The following is a 20211-nucleotide window of genomic DNA, read 5'->3' on the forward strand; positions in this document are numbered from 1 at the left end:
GGTCCCACAGTGGGTTCTGTCATCAAGAAGCGCCGCAAGCGGATGGCCAAGAAGAAGCACCGCAAGCTGCTGAAGAAGACGCGCATCCAGCGTCGCCGCGCCGGCAAGTAAGGTCGCGCGAAGTCTCCATGGCAGTGGACATCTAGTCATGTCTGCCCGCGAGACCCTCGGCAGGTGGCGCTCCCGGCTGGGCACGAGGCAGGCTGGGGCCGACCAGCCCTCACCCGCAGTCTTCCCTGAGGCTGCGGGTTCTGCCATGCCCTTTGGCGATCCGCTCGCGCCGCAGGGTTTTGCTTCGCACGAGGAGCGACGCGTGGTGGTCATCACCCGTCAGGGCTGTCACCTGTGCGAACAGGCGATCGCCACCATCGAGCAGGTGGCGCCCGGGCAGTGGTCCGCGGTGGACGTCGACCTCGACGAGCAGCTGCGCAACCGTTACACCGATCACGTGCCGGTCACCTTCGTCGACGGCCACTTGGTGGCCTACTGGACCCTTGACGAGGGCCTGCTCCGGCGAGCACTCGCGGGCGACCGACCCGCCCCGCCCGCGCTGTAGGCTCGACGCTGGCCCACCAGACCCGGCTACCCGAACCAGCCACGACCAGGAGTTCCGACCACCGATGAGCACCCCCGGAAACGGGCAGATCCCGCAGGCGACGATCGAGCGCCTCCCGGGCTATCTGCGCGTGCTCACCGACCTCGCGGACGAAGGGGTGGCCCGGGTGAGCTCCAATGCGCTGGCCGAGGCCGTCCACGTGCAGCCAGCCCTGCTGCGCCGCGACCTGTCCTACTTCGGCTCCTACGGCACCCGGGGTGTCGGCTACGAGGTCGACACCCTGATGTCCGAGATCGGCGAACTCGTCGGCACCCGCACCACCTGGCCGGTGGTCATCGTCGGCGCCGGCAATCTTGGCCGAGCGCTGGCCCGCCACGGCGGGCTGCTGCACCGCGGCTTCCAGGTGGTCTCGATGGTTGACACGGACGAGACCCGGATCGGCGCCGAGGTCGGCGGCATCGCCGTGTTGCCCGACGCCGAGCTCGAGGAGATCGTCCGGCGCACGGGCGCGCGCATCGCCGTCCTGACGACGCCCGCCGCTGCTGCCCAACAGGCTGCCGATCGACTGATCGCGCAGGGCGTCACCAGCATCCTGAACTTCGCACCGATCACCCTTGAGGTGCCCGAGGGCGTCACCGTCCGAGCCGTCGACCTCGCCCAGGAGCTGCAGATCCTCGCCTTCCACGAAGCCCACCGCACGGAGCCCGTCCAGTGACACTGTTGGCCGTCAGCATCAACCACCGCACCGCTGGGATCGACGTCCTCGCGCGCGCCTCGATGGACCGTGAGGGCAGCACCCTGCTGGCCCGCCAGTTGGTCGACCAGCCCCACGTCGGGGAGGCGCTGGTGCTGTCCACCTGCAACCGCACCGAGGTCTACGTGGAGACCACGCGCTTCCACGCCGGCCTCGAGTCGCTGGTCGAACCGTTGGCCACCCGGGTGGGTGTCGCTCGATCCGAACTGCCCGACCTGTGCAGCGTCTTCTTCGATGAGGCGGCGATCGCCCACTGCTTCTCCCTGGTGGCCGGGCTGGACTCGCTGGTGGTGGGGGAGAACCAGATCCTCGGCCAGGTGCGCGAGGCCCTCAGCCAGGCCCAGGCCCAGCAAACCTCCGGACCGGCCATCAACCACCTCTTCCAAAACGCCCTGCGCGTCGGCAAGAGGGTGCAGTCCGAGACCTCGATCGGTTCGGCCGGGCGTTCGGTGCTGAGCGCGGCCGTCGAACAAATGGCCAAGCGGGGCATCAGCGTCGAGGGCTCGCACTGCCTGGTGGTCGGTGCCGGCCAGATGGCCGGCCTCGCCGCCCGCAGCCTGGCCCAGCGGGCCGCGCGCGTCGACTGCGCCAACCGCACCTTTGCCAAGGCCGAGCGACTGGCCGCCGAGGTCGGCGGCAGTGCCGTCTCCCTGGACCAGCTGCCTGTCGTCGCCGGCCAGTACGACATCGTCGTGACCTGCACTGGTGCCGCCGGCGGCCTGCTGAGCGCGGAACGGCTCGGTGACCGTCCCGCCCCCCGCGCGATCCTCGACCTCGCGCTGCCACCGGACGTCAACCCCGACGTCGTCACCCGCGACGTCGAACTCATCAACCTCGCCGCCCTCGCGGAGGCCGGGGACGACGACCTGGGCGACCAGGCCGTGGCCCGGTCGCTGGTCGACGGCGAGGTCTCGAACTTCCTGGCGAAGCAGCGCGCCGAGGCGGTCACCCCGACCGTGGTGGCGTTGCGCAAGATGGCCCAACAGGTGGTTGCCGACGAGTTGGCCCGCATCGATCGTCGCCTGCCCGGGGCCGACGACCAGACTCGCGCCGAGGTCGCCCACGCCCTGCACCGGGTGGCCGAGAAGCTGATCCACCAGCCCACCGTCCGCGTGCGCGAGTTCGCCGCCGAGGATTCCCCGGTGGACTACACCGCCGCGCTGCGCAGCCTGTTCTCACTCGACCCGATGCGGGTCGCGAGCGCCGACCCCGCGCAGTGTCCCGTGCTGGAGGCACCCTGCCCCCAGACCCCTGAGCAGGCGGCGGCCGACTACCAGGAGGCACGATGAGCACCATCAGGGTGGGGGCGCGCCGTTCGCCCCTGGCCGTGGCCCAGGCCACGTGGGTGGCATCCCGGCTCGAAGCGGCGGGGTACCCCTCCGAGCTCGTCGGCATCGACACCCTCGGGGATGTCGACCGGAGGCGGTTGACCGAGATCGGTGGGACCGGCGTGTTCGCCACTGCCGTGCGTGATGGCCTGCTCAGCGGCGGTGTCGATGTCGCCGTCCACTCCCTCAAGGACTTGCCAGTCGACCCAGCCCCTGGGCTGGTCGTGGCTGCCACCCCGACGCGTGAGGACGTGCGCGACGTGCTCGTCGGACTTGGCGTCGACGAGTGGCGCGATGGCACCCGGCTGGGCACCGGCTCGCCGCGGCGTGCGGTGCAGTTGGCCGAGCTCGCCCGCGCCCGTGGCGTCGAGGTCGAGATCGTCCCGATCCGCGGCAATGTCGACCACCGGATCGACCTGGTTCGTCAGGGCGAGGTGCACGCGACGCTGTTGGCCGCCGCGGGCCTGCGTCGTCTCGGACGGATCCCCGCCGACCTTGAGGGCATCGGTGAGGTCGGCGTGGCTTCCGGCAGCGTCCGGATAGAACTGCTGGAGCTGTCGATGATGCTTCCCGCCGCTGGTCAAGGCTGTCTGGGCGTCGAGTGCCGGGAGGACGCCGACCCCGCCCTTCTCACCGCGCTGGCTTCCATCGACGACGTCGACACGCACCGCGCCGTGTCCGCGGAGCGCACCTTCCTCAAGGTGCTGGAGGCTGGCTGCCTCGCGCCGGTGGGTGCCTTTGCGTACATCAGTGGGTCACACTTGACTCTTCGTGCAGTTGCTGGGAGAGAGTCCGGTGACGCCGGGCTGGTGCGTGACGAACTCAGCGGCGACGCGCAGGACGCTGTGGAGCTGGGCTCCGCGCTTGCACGCCGGGTGCTCGCACTGCTTGGAAAGGATCTGGATGAGTGAGGCGGCTGAGTCCGGACAGGCGCTGGTGAAGGGACACGTCACCTTCGTCGGAGGCGGTCCCGGCGACCCCAACCTGCTGACCCTGGCGGCGGTCCAGGCCCTGTCGGAGGCATCCGTCGTGCTGTTGGACGACGAATCGCTGCTCCCGCTGCTCGACCACCCGATGGTCAACCTTCCGCGGGACTGCACCGTCAGCTCCTTCGCAGGGCCGGAGCAGTCCCCGGCCCCGCTTGGCGCGCGGGTGCAGGTGATCCGCGAGGCGGTGGCCGAGGGCGACACGGTTGTCCGTCTGATCACCGGTGACCCCTTCCTCGACGGCGGAGTCGCTGCCGAGGCAGCCGAGTGTGCCAATGCGGGCGTCGGGCTGGAGATCATCCCGGGCATCTCGACGCTGACCGCGATCCCCGAGTACGCCGGCGTCCCCCTCGGCGACTCCGAGGTGCAGCTGATCAACGCGACCGACCCGCAGCTGGGCGACGGATCCACCTGGGCTGCCACAGGCACTCTGCTGATTTCCACGCTCGTTGAGCACCTGTCCACCGTCTACGCGCAGGCGCTCGGCTCCGCACGCCGCGACGATGAGCCGGTGTTGTTGGTCGTGCGTGGTGCCTCCACCTCCCAGGCCTCGCAGGTGACGACGCTGGGCAAGATGGTCCGCGCCGCCCGTGGCATGGACCCCTGGGCGCCCATCCACGTCGTCGTCGGCTCTGTCGTGGCTGACCAGTCCCGTGGCTCACTCGACTGGTTCGAGTCCAAACCCCTGTTCGGCTGGCGGGTGCTGGTGCCGCGCACCAAGGAGCAGGCGTCTCCGCTGGTCGACCGGCTACGCACCTGGGGTGCCAACGCCGACGAGGTGCCGACGATCTCCGTGGAGCCCCCGCGCACCCCGCAGCAGATGGACAAGGCCGTGCGCGGTCTGGTCGAGGGACGTTATGAGTGGGTCGCGTTCACCAGCGTGAACGCCGTGCGGGCCATCCGGGAGAAGTTCGACGAGTACGGCCTGGACGTGCGTGCCTTCTCCGGCCTGCGTGTCGCTGCGGTCGGCAGCACCACCGCCGCTGCCCTGCGCAGTTGGGGCATCCGTCCCGACCTGGTGCCCAAGCACGAGCAGTCGGCCGCCGGGCTGGCCGCCGAGTTCCCGGTTTTCGACGAACTGCTCGACCCGATCAACCGGGTCTTTTTGCCGCGTGCCGACATCGCCACCGACGTGCTGGTCTCCGGCCTGACCGATCTTGGCTGGGAGGTGGAGGACGTCACTGCCTATCGCACCGTTCGCGCCGCCCCGCCGCCAGCGCAGACGCGCGAGGCGATCAAGACTGGGCAGTTCGACGCGGTCGTGTTCACGTCCTCCTCGACGGTGCGCAACCTGGTCGGCATCGCTGGCAAGCCGCACAAATTGACCGTGATCGCGGCGATCGGCCCACAGACCGCGAAGACCTGTCAGGAGCATGGCCTACGGGTCGACGTGCTGGCCCCGGAGCCCTCCGCGTTGGAGCTGGTGGACGCGTTGGCCCAGTTCGCGCACCAGCGTCGCCTCGGCATGCAGGAGCGCGGCGAGGTCGTCGTCCGTCCCTCGGAGAAGCGGCGCCGGCGCCGCGCCCAGCCGACATCGGCCTGAGCCTCGACGGGCTCGCCGCACGGGGCCACAATCGTCGCCCAGAGGACGACGCACCGTCCCCGAGCCTTTCGAGGGGGCAGAATGGGGCCCATGGATCGCCCCCGTCGTCTTCGTACCCTGCCCGTCATGCGCGACCTGGTCCGTGAGACCAGCGTCGAGGCCCGCCAACTGGTGCTGCCCGCCTTCGTGGCGGATGGGATCACCGAGCCCCGCCCCATCGCGTCCATGCCGGGCGTGGAACAGCAGACGCTGGACACCATCCGTCGAGTCGCCACCGACTGCGCGCAGGCGGGCCTGGGCGGCATCATGCTCTTCGGCGTCCCGGAACCCCACCACAAGGACGCGAACGGCTCGCAGGCCATCGCCGACGACGGCATCCTGAACCGCGCCATCGCGGCCGTCCGTTCCGAGGTCGGCGACGACCTGCTGGTGATGAGCGACGTCTGTCTGGACGAGTTCACCGACCACGGCCACTGCGGCATCCTCGACGACAAGGGCCGCGTGCTGAACGACCTGACCGTGATGATCTACGCGCAGATGGCCCGCATCCACGCCGAGTGCGGCGCCCATGTCGTCGCACCCTCGGGGATGATGGACGGCCAGGTTGCCGCGATCCGCGAGGAACTGGACGACGACGACTTCACCGACGTCGCGATCCTGGCCTACGGAGCGAAGTACGCCAGCGCCTTCTACGGGCCCTTCCGCGAGGCAGTCGGCTCATCGCTGCAGGGCGACCGCAAGACCTACCAGCAGGACCCGGGCAATGCCCGTGAGTCGATCCGCGAGGTGCTCGCCGACATCGAGCAGGGCGCCGACATGGTGATGGTGAAGCCCGCTTTGCCCTACCTGGACATCATCGCGAAGGTGCGCGAGGTGGTCGACGTGCCGCTGGCCACCTACCAGGTCTCCGGCGAGTACGCGATGGTCGAGGCCGCCGCCGCCAATGGCTGGATCGACCGTGACCGCATCATCGACGAGTCGTTGACCTCGATCCGTCGCGCCGGTGCCGACATCGTCCTCACCTACTGGGCGCTGGAGTACGCCCAGCGGCACGCCCGGGGCTGAGCCCGACCGGATGTCGGGGCGGAGCGAGACCGGCCGTGGGCGCCGGTTCGGAATACCCAGCCAGCTGAACTAGACTCCGAGCCCATGAGCCCGCAGTCCGCCCCACAGTCGGAGGCCCTCTTCGCGAGGGCACAACGCGTCATTCCCGGCGGGGTGAACTCCCCGGTCCGCGCCTTCCGTGCCGTTGGCGGGACGCCGCGGTTCATCGCCTCGGCGAAGGGTGCCTTCGTCACCGACGAGGACGGCAACGAACTGGTCGATCTGGTGGGCTCCTGGGGTCCGATGATCCTGGGCCACGCGCACCCGCAGGTGCTGGCCGCGGTGACTGAGAAGACTGCCCTGGGTACTTCCTTCGGCGCCCCGACCCAGGCCGAGGTCGAACTGGCCGAACTGGTCGTCGAGCGCACCCCCGTCGACGAGGTGCGTCTGGTCAGCTCTGGCACCGAGGCGACGATGAGCGTGCTGCGGCTGGCTCGCGGGGCCACCGGACGTACCAAGATGCTCAAGTTCGCCGGCTGCTACCACGGCCACGTCGACTCGCTGTTGGTCGCGGCAGGGTCCGGTGTCGCGACGCTGGGCGACGCTGCCTCCCGCGCCGTTGCCGCGTCCCCCGGTGTCACCCCGGCGACCGCGGCTGACACCCTGGTTGCTCCCTACAACGACCGCGCCGCTGTCGAGGCCCTGTTCGCCGAGCACGGCGCCGACATCGCCTGCGTGATCACCGAAGCGGCCCCCGGCAACATGGGTGTCATCGAGCCCTCGATCGTGGACGGGGAACACTTCAACGCCTTCCTGCGCCGGGTCGCCCACGAGCACGGCGCGCTGTTCGTCTCGGACGAGGTGATGACCGGTTTCCGCGTCACCCGTCAGGGCCAGTTCGGCGCCGACGGCGTCGCCGCTGACCTGATGACCTTCGGCAAGGTGATGGGCGGCGGCTTCCCGACGGCAGCCTTCGGCGGTCGGGCCGACCTGATGCAGCAACTGTCGCCCGTCGGCGGCGTCTACCAGGCCGGGACCCTGTCAGGGAACCCGATCGCCTCGGTCGCGGGCGCCACCACGCTGCGGCTGTGCACGGACGATGTGTACGCCCATCTCGAGCGCCAGTCGAGCCGGTTGCGCACCGAGGTCGCGAAGGCACTGCAGACCTTCGGCGTGCCCTTCGCCATCAACACCGCGGGCTCGATGTTCTCGGTCTTCCTCGGCACCACCGGCCCGGTGACCAACTACGAGCAGGCGCAGACCCAATCGGCCCCGGCCTTCGCCGCCTTCTTCCACGCCATGCTCGAGCAGGGCATCTACCTGCCGCCGTCGGGCTATGAGTGCTGGTTCCTGTCCGCCGCGCACGACGACGCCGCCCTTGACCGCGTCATTGCCGCGCTGCCGAAGGCCGCGGCGGCGGCCAGGGCGGCTCTGTGACGCGCCGCCCGGCGCCAGCGCGGGTTGCTGGCCTGGGGCTCGTGCTCGCGCTGGCCGCCTGCTCTTCCCCGACCGGGACTGACGCCGAGACCGGTTTTGCGCAGGGGGACGGCAGCTACACCCGGATCGCTCCCGAGCAGCGCACCGCGGCACCGGTTCTGACGGGCGAGGACCTGGCGGGCAGGAAGCTCACCACGGCTGACGCCGCCGGCAAGGTGATCGTCGTCAATGTCTGGGGCTCGTGGTGCGCTCCGTGCCGGCACGAGGCGCCGCAGATCGTCGAGGCCGCAACGAAGACCAAGGGCAAGGCCGTCTTCTACGGCGTCAACACCCGCGACCTGGATACAAAGCGCGCCGAGGCATTCGTCCGCACTTTCAAGATCAGCTACGCCAACTTCTACGACCCCGACGGCGCGATGCTGCTCGATTGGGGCCAGGTGCCGGCCAAGGCGATCCCGACCACGCTGGTGATCGACGCCCAGGGGCGGGTCGCCGCGCGCATCATGGGCGAGACCACCGCCTCCACCCTCGTCGGCACCATCGACGACATCGCGGCAGGCAAGTGACATGGGTGACTTCGCGCGCGATGCGCTGGGCGGTTCGATGTTGCTGGCCGTCCCGGTGGCGATGCTGGCGGGGCTGGCGTCCTTCTTCTCGCCCTGCGTCCTGCCCCTGCTGCCCGGCTACCTGAGCTTTGCCACCGGCCTGGGCGCCGCGGACGTGATCGAGGGCACCGGATCCAAGCGCCGCACTCTTTTGGGCACCAGCCTGTTCGTGCTCGGTTTTGCCTTCGTCTTCGTGCTCACCGGCGCCGCGATGGGCAGCGTCGGGGCGGCGTTGGTGACGCACCAGAAGACGATCTCGATGGTGATGGGCATCGTCACCATCTGCCTCGGCCTGATCTTCATGGGCGTGCTGCCGATCGGCCGACGTGAGGTTCGGCTGCATCGGATGCCGCGCGCAGGCATCGCTGCCGCACCCTTGCTGGGCATGTTCTTCGCGCTCGGCTGGACGCCCTGCATCGGGCCGGCGCTGTCGGTCGTGCTGTCCCTGTCCTTCAACGAGGGCTCTGCCACCCGCGGCGGGGTGCTGGCCTTCTTCTACGCCATCGGCCTGGGCCTGCCCTTCATCGTTGCCGGACTGGCCATGGTCAGGTTCAGCCGCGCGATCGCCTTCGTCCGTCGCAACCAGGTCTGGGTGATGCGGTTGGGTGGCGTGATGATGATCATGGTTGGGCTGCTGCTGGTCACGGGCCAGTGGGACGTCTTGATGCGACACATGCAGGTGCTGGCTGCGAACTGGGAGACACCGATCTGATGAGCAAGACCCCTCCCGCCAGCAGTAAGCCCGGCACCAGCACCCCTGCCATGGGGGTGCGCGAGTTTGGACGCTGGATCTGGACCCAGCTGACCAGCATGCGCACCGCCCTGGCCCTGCTCTTCCTGCTCGCGCTGGCCGCCATCCCCGGATCGCTGGTGCCGCAGACGTCCATCTCGGCCGCCCGCGTTCGCACCTTCCGCACCGACCACCCGGCCCTGGACAAGCTCTACACCCCGCTCGGGATGTACTCCGTCTACACCTCGCCGTGGTTCAGCGCGATCTACCTGCTGCTGTTCGTCTCGCTGATCGGCTGCATCATCCCGCGCATCCGGGTCTATGCCCGGGCGTTGCGCCAGCCGCCGCCCCGGATTCCCTCCCGGCTGGACCGGCTGCCCGAGAACCGGGTCACGGCACTCGTCGGCGACCGGCAGGACGCTGTGGCCAACGCCGAGAAGTGGCTGCGCAGCAAGCGTTTCCGGGTGCGCACCACCGCGGAGGGCATCAGCGCCGAGCGCGGCTACCTGCGCGAGTTCGGCAACCTGGTCTTCCATGTCTCAATGGTCTTCATGCTGCTCGGCATCGCGTGGAACAACCTCTACGGGTTCAAGGGCACCGCGATCATCGTCGAGGGTCAGGGTTTCTCGAACAACATCACCCAGTACGACGAGTACAAGGCCGGAGCCCGCGTCGACACCGACGCCCTGGCACCTTTCACCGTGAAGCTCAAGAAGTTCTTCGTCCGGTTCGAGACCGGTGCCGTGCAGACCGGCGCCCCGCGCGACTTCACCGCCGAGGTGGACGTCACCGCGGACGGCACCACGACCGCCGAGACCGTCCGGGTGAACCACCCGCTGACCATCGACGGCAACCGTGTGCACCTGCTCAGCTTTGGCTACGCACCGCACATCACCGTCACGGACGGCAACGGTGACATCGCCTTCTCCGGCCCGGTGGTCTTCCTCCAGCAGGACGGCAACTTCACCTCCAAGGGCGTCATCAAGGTGCCCGACGCCCGCCCGGAGCGGTTGGCCTTCGACGCCATCTTCGTGCCGACCAGCGCGGGGGAGGGCATGCCCCGCTCGCTCTTCCCGGACGCGCTGAACCCCGTCCTGTACTCCAATGCCTGGGCCGGAGCGCCCAAGACCGAGACAGGCGAGCCGGAGAATGTCTTCGTCCTTGACACCACTGGCATGACGCAAATGACCAGCGGTGACGACCTGCTGCGCTTCCAGCTCAAGACGGGCCAGGAGTACCGGCTCCCCGATGGCAAGGGCACGATCGCGCTGGACGGCTGGTCGCACTGGTCACGCATCCAGGTCTCACGCTCCCCGGGGCTGCCGATGGCCTTCGGGTCTTTGGCGGTCGGCGTGCTGGGGCTGTGCCTGTCGCTGTTCATCCGCCCGCGGCGGTTGTGGTTGCGGGTGCGCGACGATGCAGACGACAACCCCCGGCTCGAGGTCGGTGGACTGGACCGGGCGGATGCCCGCACCGGTCTGTCCGACGACGTGGACGACCTGCTGGCCTCCACCCGCGCCACCAATCCCACCACCACCAACCCCACCGCCACCAACCCCACCGCCACCAACCCCACCAACCCCATCGCCCTCACCGAACAGGAGACCCCATGAGCACCTCGGAGATCTCGGCCCTGGCCATCGTCACGGCCGCCGTCGTCTACCTGCTGGCCTTCATGGCGCATGCCGCCGAGTGGGCCTCGGCGCGGGGGCTGTCGATCGAGGCCGATGAGGCCAACCGCGCGCAGCGGCTGCGGGTGGACATGTGGGGACGCATGGGGGTGGGCCTGACCCTGGTGGCCTTCGCCAGCCACCTGGTCGGCGTCGTGACCCGCGGCATCGCGGCCGGACGCGCGCCCTGGGGAAACATGTACGAGTTCACCGCCTCGGCGCTGCTGTTCGTCGCGATCGCCTACCTGCCGCTGGCCACCCGGTGGGGGATGCGCTGGCTCGGACTGCCGGTCACCCTGTTGTTGGCCGTCGGTCTCGGCCTGGCCGCGACGGTCTTCTACGTCGCCGTCGCCGACCTGGTTCCCGCTCTGCACTCGGTGTGGTTCGTGATCCACATCGTCGCCGCCTGCATTTCGGGGGCCGCCTTCAACGTGGGCGGCGCAGCATCGATCCTGTTCCTGCTGCGGGCCCGCGCCGAAGGCAAGGGCGCCGTGACCACCGGCTACCTCGCCAAGTTGCCCACCGCCAAGAAGTTGGACGTGTTGGCCTATCGCTCGCTGGCCTTCGCCTTCCCGGTCTGGACCTTCACCATCGCTGCCGGGTCAATCTGGGCCGAGTACGCCTGGGGCCGCTACTGGGGCTGGGACCCCAAGGAGACCTGGGCACTGGTGACCTGGGTGGTCTATGCGGCCTACCTTCACGCCCGAGCCACCGCCGGCTGGCGGGGACGCGCGGCCGCGATCATCGCGATCATCGGCGTCATCTCCTTCTGGTTCAACTTCATCGGCATCAACCTGCTGGTCAGCGGCCTGCACTCCTACGCCGGCGTCTGAGCCACCGCCGGCGGGAAGCTCGGCGCGGGGACCGCCAGGCCCGCCAGTAGGCTGGTGTCCATGTACGCACTGATCACCGGAGCATCGGGTGGCCTGGGTGAGGCCTATGCCCGCCACCTCGCCGCGCAGGGCCACGACCTCATCCTGGTCGCCCGCAGCCAGGACAAGTTGCAGGCCCTGGCCGGCGAGTTGTCTGCCGCCCACTCGGTTCAGGTGAGGGTGCACTCCGAAGACCTCGGCGTCGACGGCGCCGGACGGGCGCTGGCCGCGGCACTGACGACGCAGGGCGTCGAGGTGGACGTGCTGGTGAACAACGCCGGTTTCGGGACGATGGGCGAGTTCTCCCAGCTGGACCCCGATCGCGTCCACTCCGAGATCACCCTGAACTGCGTCACCCCCACCGACCTGTGCAGCGCCTTCGTCCCAGCGATGGTCCGTCGCGGCGAGGGGACGGTCATCAACGTCGCCTCCACGGCTGCCTTCCAGCCCATCCCCACCATGGCCGTCTACGCGGCGACCAAGTCCTATGTGCTCAGTTTCAGCCAGGCCTTGTGGGCGGAGGTCAAGGCGCAGGGCGTCAAGGTGGTCGCGATCTGCCCCGGCCCCACCGAGACCTCCTTCTTCGCCAATGCGGGGGATGACTCGGCGATGACACGCCGCCGTACCCCCGAGCAGGTGGTGGCCAGCACCTTCAGGGCACTGGAGCAGGGGCGCCCCAGCGTCGTCGACGGACGCTTCAACGCCGTCCAGGCGACGGTCGCGAAGTTGTCACCGGCGCGCATCTCGCTCCCGATCGCCAAGCTCGCCGTTCGTCCCACCAAGAAGGCCTGAGATGGAACACTTCGACGTCTGCATCATCGGGTCCGGTTCGGGCAACACAATCATCGACGAGCGCTTCGAGGGCAAGCGAGTAGCCCTCGTGGAGCGTGGCGTCTTCGGCGGCACCTGCCTGAATGTCGGCTGCATCCCCACGAAGATGTTCGTGCTGCCCGCCGATCTGGCCCGCTCCCCCGAGGAGGGGGGCCGGCTCGGGGTCGACCTCCGGTTCGAGGGGGTGCGTTTCGAGGAGGTCCGCGACCGCGTCTTCGGCCGGATCGACCCCATCTCGTCCGGTGGCAAGCAGTGGCGCGAGCAGCAGCCCCATGTGGAACTGTTCACCGGCACCGCCCGCTTCGTCGGCATTGACTCCCTCGAGATCGCCATCCAGGGCGAGGACGAGCCCTACCGGATCTCTGCCGACCAGTTCGTCATCGCGGCCGGCTCGCGGGCCCGCTTCCAGGACCTCCCCGGTCTCAACGACGCCCGGGTCGCCGGGGCCGTGCACACCTCCGACACGATCATGCGCCTGCCCTCGCTGCCGAAGAGCATGATCATCCACGGCGGTGGCTTCGTGGCGGCCGAGTTCGCGCACGTCTTCTCCTCCTACGGCACCCAGGTGACCATGATCAACCGGTCGCCCCGGCTGCTGCGCAAGGAGGATGAGGAGGTATCGGCGTTGTTCACCCGGCTGATGGGCGAGCGGGTCAGGCTGGTGCTGAACCAGGACATCAGCGCCTACGAGGCCAATGACGACGGCACCGTCGCGGTGATCGCCGCCGACGAGAACGGGGTCGAGTACTCCTACGAGGCCGAGGTGGTGCTGGAGGCCACCGGCCGCATCCCCAATGGGGACACGCTCAACCTGTCTGCCGCCGGGGTCGAGATGGATCAGGACGGCTATGTCGTCGTCGACGCGCACCAGCGCACCACCAATGACCGCATCTGGGCGTTGGGTGACGTCTGTTCCCACGCCCAGCTCAAGCACGTGGCCAACGCCGAGGCCCGCACCGTGCAGCACAACCTCCTGCACCCCGACGACCTCGCCAGCACCGACCACCGGTTCATCCCGCACGCGGTGTTCAGCGACCCGCAGGTGGCCGCCGTCGGCGCCACCGAGCAGTCACTGCGCGAGCAGGGCCGCCGCTACGTCACCAAGGTGCAACGCTTCGGGGACGTCGCCTATGGCTGGGCACTGGAAGACCAGGAACACTTCTGCAAGGTGATCGCCGACCCGGCGACCGGTCAGTTGCTCGGTGCGCACATCGTCGGCCCGCAGGCTTCCACCCTGCTGCAGCCACTGGTGCAGGCGATGAGCTTCGGGCTGGGCGTGCGGGAGATGGCGCGCGGACAGTACTGGATCCATCCCGCGCTGACCGAGGTCATCGAGAACGCACTACTGGGCCTGGAGCTGGACGCATGACGCGTCGCGTCCTTGCCGCGGTGCTGATGGTGCCTGCCCTGGCCTTGAGCGCCTGCGGCGGCACCGGCTCGTCCAGCACCAGTGCTGACGCAACGACGTCCGCGGCGAGCAGCGCTCTGGAATCGCCAGGCTCCGGCAACGCGGCCTCGGGCCCTACCTCGGCGGCTGGGTCCGCCTCGGTGACTGGCGCCAGCAGCCCGAGCTGCCGCAGCCTGGCCGAGGGCTTGGACATCACCCAGAAGGTCGGCCAGCTGTTCATGGTCGCCACCACCGGCGCCACCTTCGATCCGGACCTGCGCCAGGTGGTGGAGGAATTCGGCATCGGGTCCGTGCTCTACCTCGGGCAGCCACCCAGGGGCGTGGGACAGGTCGCCTCGATGAGCGCGCGCATCCAGACAGCTGCTGGCGCGGTGCCGATCATGGTGGCCGTCGATCAGGAGGGCGGTCAGGTGCAGCGCCTGACCGGAACCGGCTTCGACGACATCCCGAGCGCCGCCGCGCAGTCCGAGCTGTCACCATCCGACCTCACCGCGAAGTGGACGACCTGGGGCAAGCAGCTGCACACCGCGGGCGTCCGCTACGACCTGGCGCCCGTGGCCGACCTCGTCCCGGCTGACAAGACCAGTTCCAATGCCCCCATCGGCCAGCTGAGCCGTGGCTACGGCAGCGACGAGCAGACCGTGGCCACCAACCTCGGCGCCGTCATCGAGGGGCTTCACGAGGCGGGCATCGTCACGTCGGCAAAGCACTTCCCCGGCATCGGACGGGTGGAGCAGAACACCGATTTCGCCGCCGCGACCGACTCGGTCACCACGGGTGACGATGTGGCGACCTTCGCCGCCGCCATCGCCGCCGGCACCGACTCGATCATGGTCGGCTCGGTCAAGTACGACAAGATCGATCCCGGCGTCCATGCCGTGTTCAGCCGCAAGATCGTCACCGAACTGCTGCGCGACAAGCTGGGTTGGCAGGGCGTCGTGATCAGCGACGACATCGGCGCGGCCGAGGCGGTCTCCGACGTCCCCGCCGCCGAGCGTGGCTTGCGTTTCATCGAGGCTGGCGGGGACATCGTGATCAACGCGGACGCCGCCACGATGGACGACATGGTGGAGGCGATGCTGGCCAAGGCCCAGCGGGATCAAGCCTTCGCGGCGACCCTGGACGACCACGTCGAACGCGTGCTCGAGCTCAAGTCGAAGGCCGGCCTGTTGGAGTGCTCGCGCTGAGGCTGGTGGCGCTGGCCTCATACTGCGGGATGAGGCCCGGACCAACCCACGATCGATCCGCGGTGATGCCCTGCAGCACTGGAATGGGCGCATGACGAACAAGATCGCACCCGTGACCGAGTTCAGCTGGCTTCGCATGCTGGGCTACACCGCCCTCACCTGCCTGATCTGGCTGGCACTTGGCCTGCTCATCCCGGCGATCGCCCATGGCGCCGGGGCGTCGTGGATCGACGTCTCCTTCCCCGGCATGGGGCTGGCCCTGGCCTGCGGCATCGCCGGGGAGTACGCCCGCCGCGACCGGGCCCGCAAGCGGCGGCGCTGAGGTGGGCGTGGCCCGGCCCACCGCGCGGCTGGGATAACCTCGTCGGGTACGTCGCGAGACGATCCGATTGACCTGAAGGACGCCATGAACGAGCCGCAGCACCGCTACACCGCAGAACTGGCCGACCAGATCGAGCTGGCCTGGCAGGACCGTTGGGAGGCGGAGCACACCTTCTGGGCGCCCAACCCGGCCGGACCCTGGGCCGAGCCCGACAAGGTCGCCGAGCGCGAGAAGCTGCTCGTCATCGACATGTTCCCCTACCCATCGGGCTCGGGGCTGCACGTCGGGCACCCGCTGGGTTACATCGCCACCGACGTCTTCAGCCGCTTCAACCGGATGCTGGGCAAGAACGTGCTGCATGCGATGGGCTATGACGCCTTCGGCCTGCCCGCGGAGCAGTATGCCATCGAGACCGGCACCCATCCGCGCACCACCACCGAGAAGAACATCGAGACCTACACCCGTCAGCTGCGGCGCCTGGGTCTGGACCACGACGACCGTCGCAGCGTGCGGACGATCGACCCCGAGTACTACAAGTGGACGCAGTGGATCTTCACCCAGATCTTCAACGCCTGGTACGACCCCGAGGCTGAACGGGCCGACGGTGGTCTGGGCAAGGCCCGGCCGATCTCCGAGCTGGTGGAGGAGCTGGCAGCCGGCACCCGCGAGCTGACCGGTGACTTCGCCGGGCGTGGCTGGGCCGAGCTGTCGGCCAAGGAGCAGGCAGACTACCTGGACGGCTTCCGCCTGACGTACGCCGACGAGGCGCCGGTGAACTGGGCCCCGGGCCTGGGCACCGTGCTGGCCAACGAGGAGGTCACCAACGAGGGACGCTCCGAGCGCGGCAACTTCCCGGTGTTCAAGGCGCACCTGCGGCAGTGGAAGATGCGGATCACCGCCTACGCTGACCGGTTGGCCGAAGACCTGGACCGGGTCGAGTGGCCCGAGAACATCAAGGCCCTGCAGCGCAACTGGATCGGACGCTCGAACGGTGCCCGCGTGCACTTCGCCGGCCCCAATGGCGAGGACCTGGAGGTCTTCACCACCCGTCCGGACACCCTGTTCGGGGCCACCTTCATGGTGCTGGCGCCCGAGCACCCGGCGGTCGCTTCGCTGGTGGGCGAGGGCACGAGCTGGCCCGAGGGTACCCGCGACAAGTGGACCGGCGGCGCGGCCAGCCCCAAGCAGGCCGTCGAGGACTACCAGCGCGAGGCGGGACGAAAGTCCGACGTCGAGCGCCAGATGGACGACAAGACCAAGACCGGCGTCTTCACCGGCGCCTGGGCCACCAACCCGGTCAACGGTGCAAAGGTGCCTGTCTTCATCGCCGACTATGTGCTGATGGGCTACGGCACCGGCGCGATCATGGCCGTGCCCTCGGGCGACTCCCGTGACTTCGAGTTCGCGCAGGCCTTCGACATCGACATCGTCGACGTCATCGCGCCCGTCGGCGCCGACGGCACGGCCCAGGCCGACTGGCCGGGCACCGTCGCGCAGGGCGAGGCCTTCACCGGCGCGGGCGTCATGATCAACTCCGCGAACGACGATCTGGACCTCAATGGCATGTCCGTGGACGAGTCCAAGGCGGCCATGATCAACTTCTTGGAGGCCCAGGGCGTCGGCACCGGCACGATCAACTACCGGATGCGCGACTGGCTGTTCAGCCGCCAGCGCTACTGGGGTGAGCCCTTCCCGATCGTCTACGACGAAGACGGCGTCCCACACGCGCTGCCGGAGTCGATGCTGCCGCTGGAACTGCCCGAGGTGGACGACTACTCCCCGCGCACCTTCGACCCGGACGACCGCGACTCCCAGCCCGAGGCCCCGCTGGCCCGGGCCACCGAGTGGGTCAACGTCACCCTGGACCTGGGCGACGGACCGAAGCAGTACCGCCGCGAGACCAACACGATGCCCCAGTGGGCAGGGTCGTGCTGGTACTTCCTGCGCTACCTGGACCCGGCCAACCACGAAGTGCTCGTGGATCCCGCCGTCGAGCAGTACTGGATGGGCCCGCACGCCGAGCCCGTGCCCGGTGCACCCGCTGGAACGCGCGACCCGGGTGGCGTCGACCTCTACGTCGGCGGCGCCGAACATGCCGTCCTGCACCTGCTGTACGCGCGCTTCTGGCACAAGGTGCTGTTCGACCTGGGCCACATCAGCTCCGAGGAGCCCTTCCGCAAGTACTTCGCGCAGGGAATGATCCAGGCCTACGCGTTCACCGACTCCCGCGAGATCTACGTCCCGGCCGCCGAGATCGAGGAGCGCGGCGAGGGCAAGGACACCACCTACTGGTACGACCCGAAGGGTGACGGGGGCGAGCAGGTCACCCGTCGCGCCGGCAAGATGGGCAAGAGCCTGAAGAATGCCGTCAGCCCCGACGAGATGTACGAGCTCTACGGCGCCGACACGATGCGCGTCTACGAGATGAGCATGGGCCCGCTGGACCTGTCCCGTCCGTGGGAGACCCGCGCCGTTGTCGGCTCGCAACGCTTCCTGCAGCGGCTGTGGCGCAACGTCGTGGACGAGGAGACGGGCGAACTGCGCGTGACCGACGCGCCACTGGATGCCACGACCGAGCGGACGCTGCACAAGACCATCGCCGCCGTGCGCACCGACTATGCGTCCCTGGGCTTCAACACCGCCATCGCGCGCCTGATCGAGCTGAACAACACCTTGACCAAGCTCGACGCGGTGCCGCGCGAAGCGGCTGAGGCCATCGTCCAGATGGTTGCACCGGTCGCCCCGCACATCGCGGAGGAGTTGTGGTCGCGCCTGGGCCACGAGCACACGATCACCTACGTCCCCTTCCCGACTGCGGACGAGGCCAAGCTGGCCGACGAGGCGGTCACCTGTGTCGTCCAGATCAAGGGCAAGGTGCGCGCCACCATCGAGGTCGACCCGAGCATCGGCGAGGACGAGCTGCGCGAGCTGGTGCTGGCGCATCCAAAGGTGGTCGCAGCCACCGAGAACGGCATCCGGACGGTCATCGTCCGGGCGCCGCGCCTGGTCAACGTCGTCCCCGCCTGAGCTGGTCAGGGGACGTCGCGAGCTCCGGACATCGGGCCAACCGAGGCCGCGACGCGCGCTGGTGGGGCCCGCCTGATCGGGTGGTGTGTTCTCCCCGGTGTCGAACCTAGGTTGGTGGGATCAACCACCCATTGCACGACTGAGGAGACGACCATGACCGAGCTGATCGCGACCTACCTACAGGACCACCACGCCGGTTCCAGCACCGGAGTCGACGCCTTCGGGCGGGTTGCCGAGTACCACTCCGACGAGCGCGTGCGCTCCGCCGTCGGGCGGATCGCGGACGAGGTCGAGGCCGACCAGCAGTCGCTTGAGCAGATCATGGCCCTGGTCGGGGCAAAGACGTCGACCATCAAGGACGTCGCCGGGAAGGTGGGGGAGAAGGTCACGCGGTTGAAGTTGAATGACCGCCTCACCGATCGGTCCCCGCTGTCGGATGTGGTCGAGTTGGAGGCGCTGGTGATGGCCGTCCACGGCAAGGGCCTGTTGTGGGAGGCCCTGCTGGAGCTGGATGACCCGCGTCTGGACCGCGCCCAGCTGCAGCGGCTGTCGGACCGTGCCGGGTCCCAGCGCCAGGAACTGGACCATTTGCGGCTCACGCAGGTGCACAAGCTCCGCCAGGAGTGAGCGCGCGGGTAGGTTGGGCTCATGCCGAAGATGAATGTCGAGAGCTTCAACCTTGACCACACGCTGGTCGAGGCGCCCTACATCCGTGTTGCCGACCGCAAGGTCTTGCCCGCCGGGGACGTGCTGGTCAAGTACGACGTCCGTTTCTGCCAGCCGAACAGTGACCACCTCGAGATGCCAGTGGTGCACTCGTTGGAGCACACGATGGCCGAGAACTTCCGCAACCATGCGGACTACATCGTCGACTTCTCGCCGATGGGATGCCAGACCGGCTTCTACCTGATCGTCACCGGTGATCACGAGGATGCGGAGATCCGCGACCTGGTCGCCGCGACGCTGGAGGACGTGACCAGGGCGACGGCCGTGCCCGCCGCGAACGAGGTGCAGTGCGGCTGGGGCGCCAACCACACGCTCGAGGGCGCGCAGCAGGCGGCGGCCACGATGCTGGCCCAGAAGGGCTCCTGGGCACAGGTCTACCGTGCGGGATCCGAGCCTGGGGGTGCCCAGCCGACGGGTGCCGGCGCATGACGGACGTCTTGTTGCTGGCGGCGATGGCGGAGGAGACAGCGCCGCTGCTGGCCGCGCACGACTTCCGCGAGGTCGAGGTCCGGCACGGGCGAGCCTGGCGCTGTGAGGAGGGCGGTCGCGCGATCGGCCTGGTCACCTGCGGGATCGGTCTGGTGAACTCCGCGGCCTCGGCGGCTCTGGCGATCCGTGACCACGACCCCAAGGCCGTGATCTCCATCGGGTCGGCCGGGGGGCTGGGTGCCGACGTGCGGGTGGGGGACATCATCGTCGGAGGTTCCTACCGCTACGCGGACGCGGACGCGACGGCCTTCGGGTACGAGTACGGGCAGATCCCCTCCATGCCGGTGAGCTTCGCCGGGGACGAGCACCTGCTGTCGCTGGTCGAGGCCGACGACACGGACGACACCGTGCATGTCGGTGAGATCGTCTCGGGCAACTCCTTCGTCGCCGGGGAGCTGGCCACGTCGCTCCGGACGCGATTCCCCCAGGCCCTGGCCGCCGACATGGAATCCACCGCCATCGCGCAGGTGGCGTGGGGGATGGGGATCCCCTTCGTTTGCGTCCGCTCGATCAGCGACCTGTGCACCCCGAGCGCCAATGACGATTTCAAGGGCAACATCGACACGGTCGCCCAGCGCTCCGCGGACGCCGTCTGGCGCCTGCTCGAACAACTCTGAGCAGACCCGGCTGGGACGATGTTTCATCCTTGCAACATGGTCGAAACATGAGCGCGAGGTCGCCTTCCTACCGTTGATG

At 69.0% G+C, this 20211-nt stretch carries 20 protein-coding genes; all 20 read left to right on the forward strand.

The annotated features are described in order from the left end of the window. Nucleotides 1-9: 9 nt before the first annotated feature. The 20 genes from ABD089_RS04180 (at nucleotide 10) to ABD089_RS04275 (ending at nucleotide 20132) form a co-directional block, all read left to right on the forward strand. Nucleotides 10-111 carry a 30S ribosomal protein bS22 gene (locus tag ABD089_RS04180; protein WP_002550589.1) on the forward strand — a complete coding sequence of 34 codons (102 nt, stop codon included), beginning with the start codon at nucleotides 10-12 and terminating at the stop codon, nucleotides 109-111. 202 nt (nucleotides 112-313) lie between these two features. Then, entirely contained in the window at nucleotides 314-556 is a 243-nt protein-coding gene (locus ABD089_RS04185; RefSeq protein WP_343884958.1) for a glutaredoxin family protein, read from the forward strand. A gap of 64 nt (nucleotides 557-620) precedes the next feature. Further along, the gene (locus tag ABD089_RS04190) at nucleotides 621-1271 is read left to right on the forward strand and encodes a redox-sensing transcriptional repressor Rex (RefSeq protein ID WP_343884959.1); all 651 of its coding nucleotides are present in this window, start codon (nucleotides 621-623) and stop codon (nucleotides 1269-1271) included. Continuing rightward, on the forward strand, nucleotides 1268-2599 hold the full coding sequence (gene hemA, locus ABD089_RS04195; RefSeq protein WP_343884960.1) for a glutamyl-tRNA reductase: 1332 nt from the start codon (nucleotides 1268-1270) through the stop codon (nucleotides 2597-2599). Before ABD089_RS04190 ends, hemA begins: the two co-directional genes overlap by 4 nt. Then, the gene (hemC, locus tag ABD089_RS04200; protein ID WP_343884962.1) at nucleotides 2596-3549 is read left to right on the forward strand and encodes a hydroxymethylbilane synthase; all 954 of its coding nucleotides are present in this window, start codon (nucleotides 2596-2598) and stop codon (nucleotides 3547-3549) included. Before hemA ends, hemC begins: the two co-directional genes overlap by 4 nt. Next, entirely contained in the window at nucleotides 3542-5167 is a 1626-nt protein-coding gene (locus tag ABD089_RS04205; protein ID WP_343884963.1) for a bifunctional uroporphyrinogen-III C-methyltransferase/uroporphyrinogen-III synthase, read from the forward strand. Before hemC ends, ABD089_RS04205 begins: the two co-directional genes overlap by 8 nt. 81 nt (nucleotides 5168-5248) lie before the next feature. Continuing rightward, nucleotides 5249-6232, forward strand: a complete 984-nt coding sequence (gene hemB, locus ABD089_RS04210; RefSeq protein ID WP_343884964.1) for a porphobilinogen synthase — start codon at nucleotides 5249-5251, stop codon at nucleotides 6230-6232. Between the two features lie 84 nt (nucleotides 6233-6316). Continuing rightward, nucleotides 6317-7648 (forward strand): glutamate-1-semialdehyde 2,1-aminomutase, encoded by a 1332-nt coding sequence (hemL, locus tag ABD089_RS04215; RefSeq protein WP_343884965.1) that lies wholly within the window; start codon nucleotides 6317-6319, stop codon nucleotides 7646-7648. Next, nucleotides 7645-8214: a TlpA family protein disulfide reductase gene (locus ABD089_RS04220; RefSeq protein WP_343884966.1), complete on the forward strand. Its 570-nt coding sequence runs from the start codon at nucleotides 7645-7647 to the stop codon at nucleotides 8212-8214. The genes hemL and ABD089_RS04220 overlap by 4 nt, the downstream gene beginning before the upstream one ends. Nucleotide 8215: 1 nt before the next feature. Next, entirely contained in the window at nucleotides 8216-8965 is a 750-nt protein-coding gene (locus ABD089_RS04225; RefSeq protein ID WP_386769117.1) for a cytochrome c biogenesis CcdA family protein, read from the forward strand. Further along, the gene (gene resB / locus ABD089_RS04230; RefSeq protein ID WP_386769141.1) at nucleotides 8947-10596 is read left to right on the forward strand and encodes a cytochrome c biogenesis protein ResB; all 1650 of its coding nucleotides are present in this window, start codon (nucleotides 8947-8949) and stop codon (nucleotides 10594-10596) included. Before ABD089_RS04225 ends, resB begins: the two co-directional genes overlap by 19 nt. Beyond that, entirely contained in the window at nucleotides 10593-11486 is an 894-nt protein-coding gene (gene ccsB / locus ABD089_RS04235; RefSeq protein ID WP_343884968.1) for a c-type cytochrome biogenesis protein CcsB, read from the forward strand. The genes resB and ccsB overlap by 4 nt, the downstream gene beginning before the upstream one ends. A gap of 60 nt (nucleotides 11487-11546) precedes the next feature. After that, on the forward strand, nucleotides 11547-12317 hold the full coding sequence (locus tag ABD089_RS04240) for an SDR family NAD(P)-dependent oxidoreductase (protein ID WP_343884969.1): 771 nt from the start codon (nucleotides 11547-11549) through the stop codon (nucleotides 12315-12317). A gap of 1 nt (nucleotide 12318) precedes the next feature. Next, a complete protein-coding gene (locus ABD089_RS04245) occupies nucleotides 12319-13725 on the forward strand; it encodes a mycothione reductase (RefSeq protein ID WP_343884970.1) in 1407 nt (468 codons plus the stop codon). Further along, nucleotides 13722-14951, forward strand: a complete 1230-nt coding sequence (locus ABD089_RS04250) for a glycoside hydrolase family 3 N-terminal domain-containing protein (protein WP_343884971.1) — start codon at nucleotides 13722-13724, stop codon at nucleotides 14949-14951. Before ABD089_RS04245 ends, ABD089_RS04250 begins: the two co-directional genes overlap by 4 nt. A 91-nt stretch (nucleotides 14952-15042) precedes the next feature. Further along, a complete protein-coding gene (locus tag ABD089_RS04255; RefSeq protein WP_343884972.1) occupies nucleotides 15043-15273 on the forward strand; it encodes a hypothetical protein in 231 nt (76 codons plus the stop codon). Between the two features lie 84 nt (nucleotides 15274-15357). Continuing rightward, nucleotides 15358-18300: a leucine--tRNA ligase gene (leuS, locus tag ABD089_RS04260; protein ID WP_343884973.1), complete on the forward strand. Its 2943-nt coding sequence runs from the start codon at nucleotides 15358-15360 to the stop codon at nucleotides 18298-18300. A 153-nt stretch (nucleotides 18301-18453) separates the two neighbouring features. After that, nucleotides 18454-18927: a hypothetical protein gene (locus ABD089_RS04265; protein WP_343884974.1), complete on the forward strand. Its 474-nt coding sequence runs from the start codon at nucleotides 18454-18456 to the stop codon at nucleotides 18925-18927. Between the two features lie 21 nt (nucleotides 18928-18948). Beyond that, nucleotides 18949-19455, forward strand: coding sequence for an S-ribosylhomocysteine lyase (locus ABD089_RS04270; RefSeq protein ID WP_343884975.1), 507 nt, complete (start codon nucleotides 18949-18951; stop codon nucleotides 19453-19455). Further along, the gene (locus ABD089_RS04275) at nucleotides 19452-20132 is read left to right on the forward strand and encodes a 5'-methylthioadenosine/adenosylhomocysteine nucleosidase (protein WP_343884976.1); all 681 of its coding nucleotides are present in this window, start codon (nucleotides 19452-19454) and stop codon (nucleotides 20130-20132) included. The genes ABD089_RS04270 and ABD089_RS04275 overlap by 4 nt, the downstream gene beginning before the upstream one ends. Nucleotides 20133-20211: the final 79 nt, after the last annotated feature.

The sequence above is a fragment of the Luteococcus sanguinis genome, from assembly GCF_039527675.1.
Taxonomy (GTDB): domain Bacteria; phylum Actinomycetota; class Actinomycetes; order Propionibacteriales; family Propionibacteriaceae; genus Luteococcus; species Luteococcus sanguinis.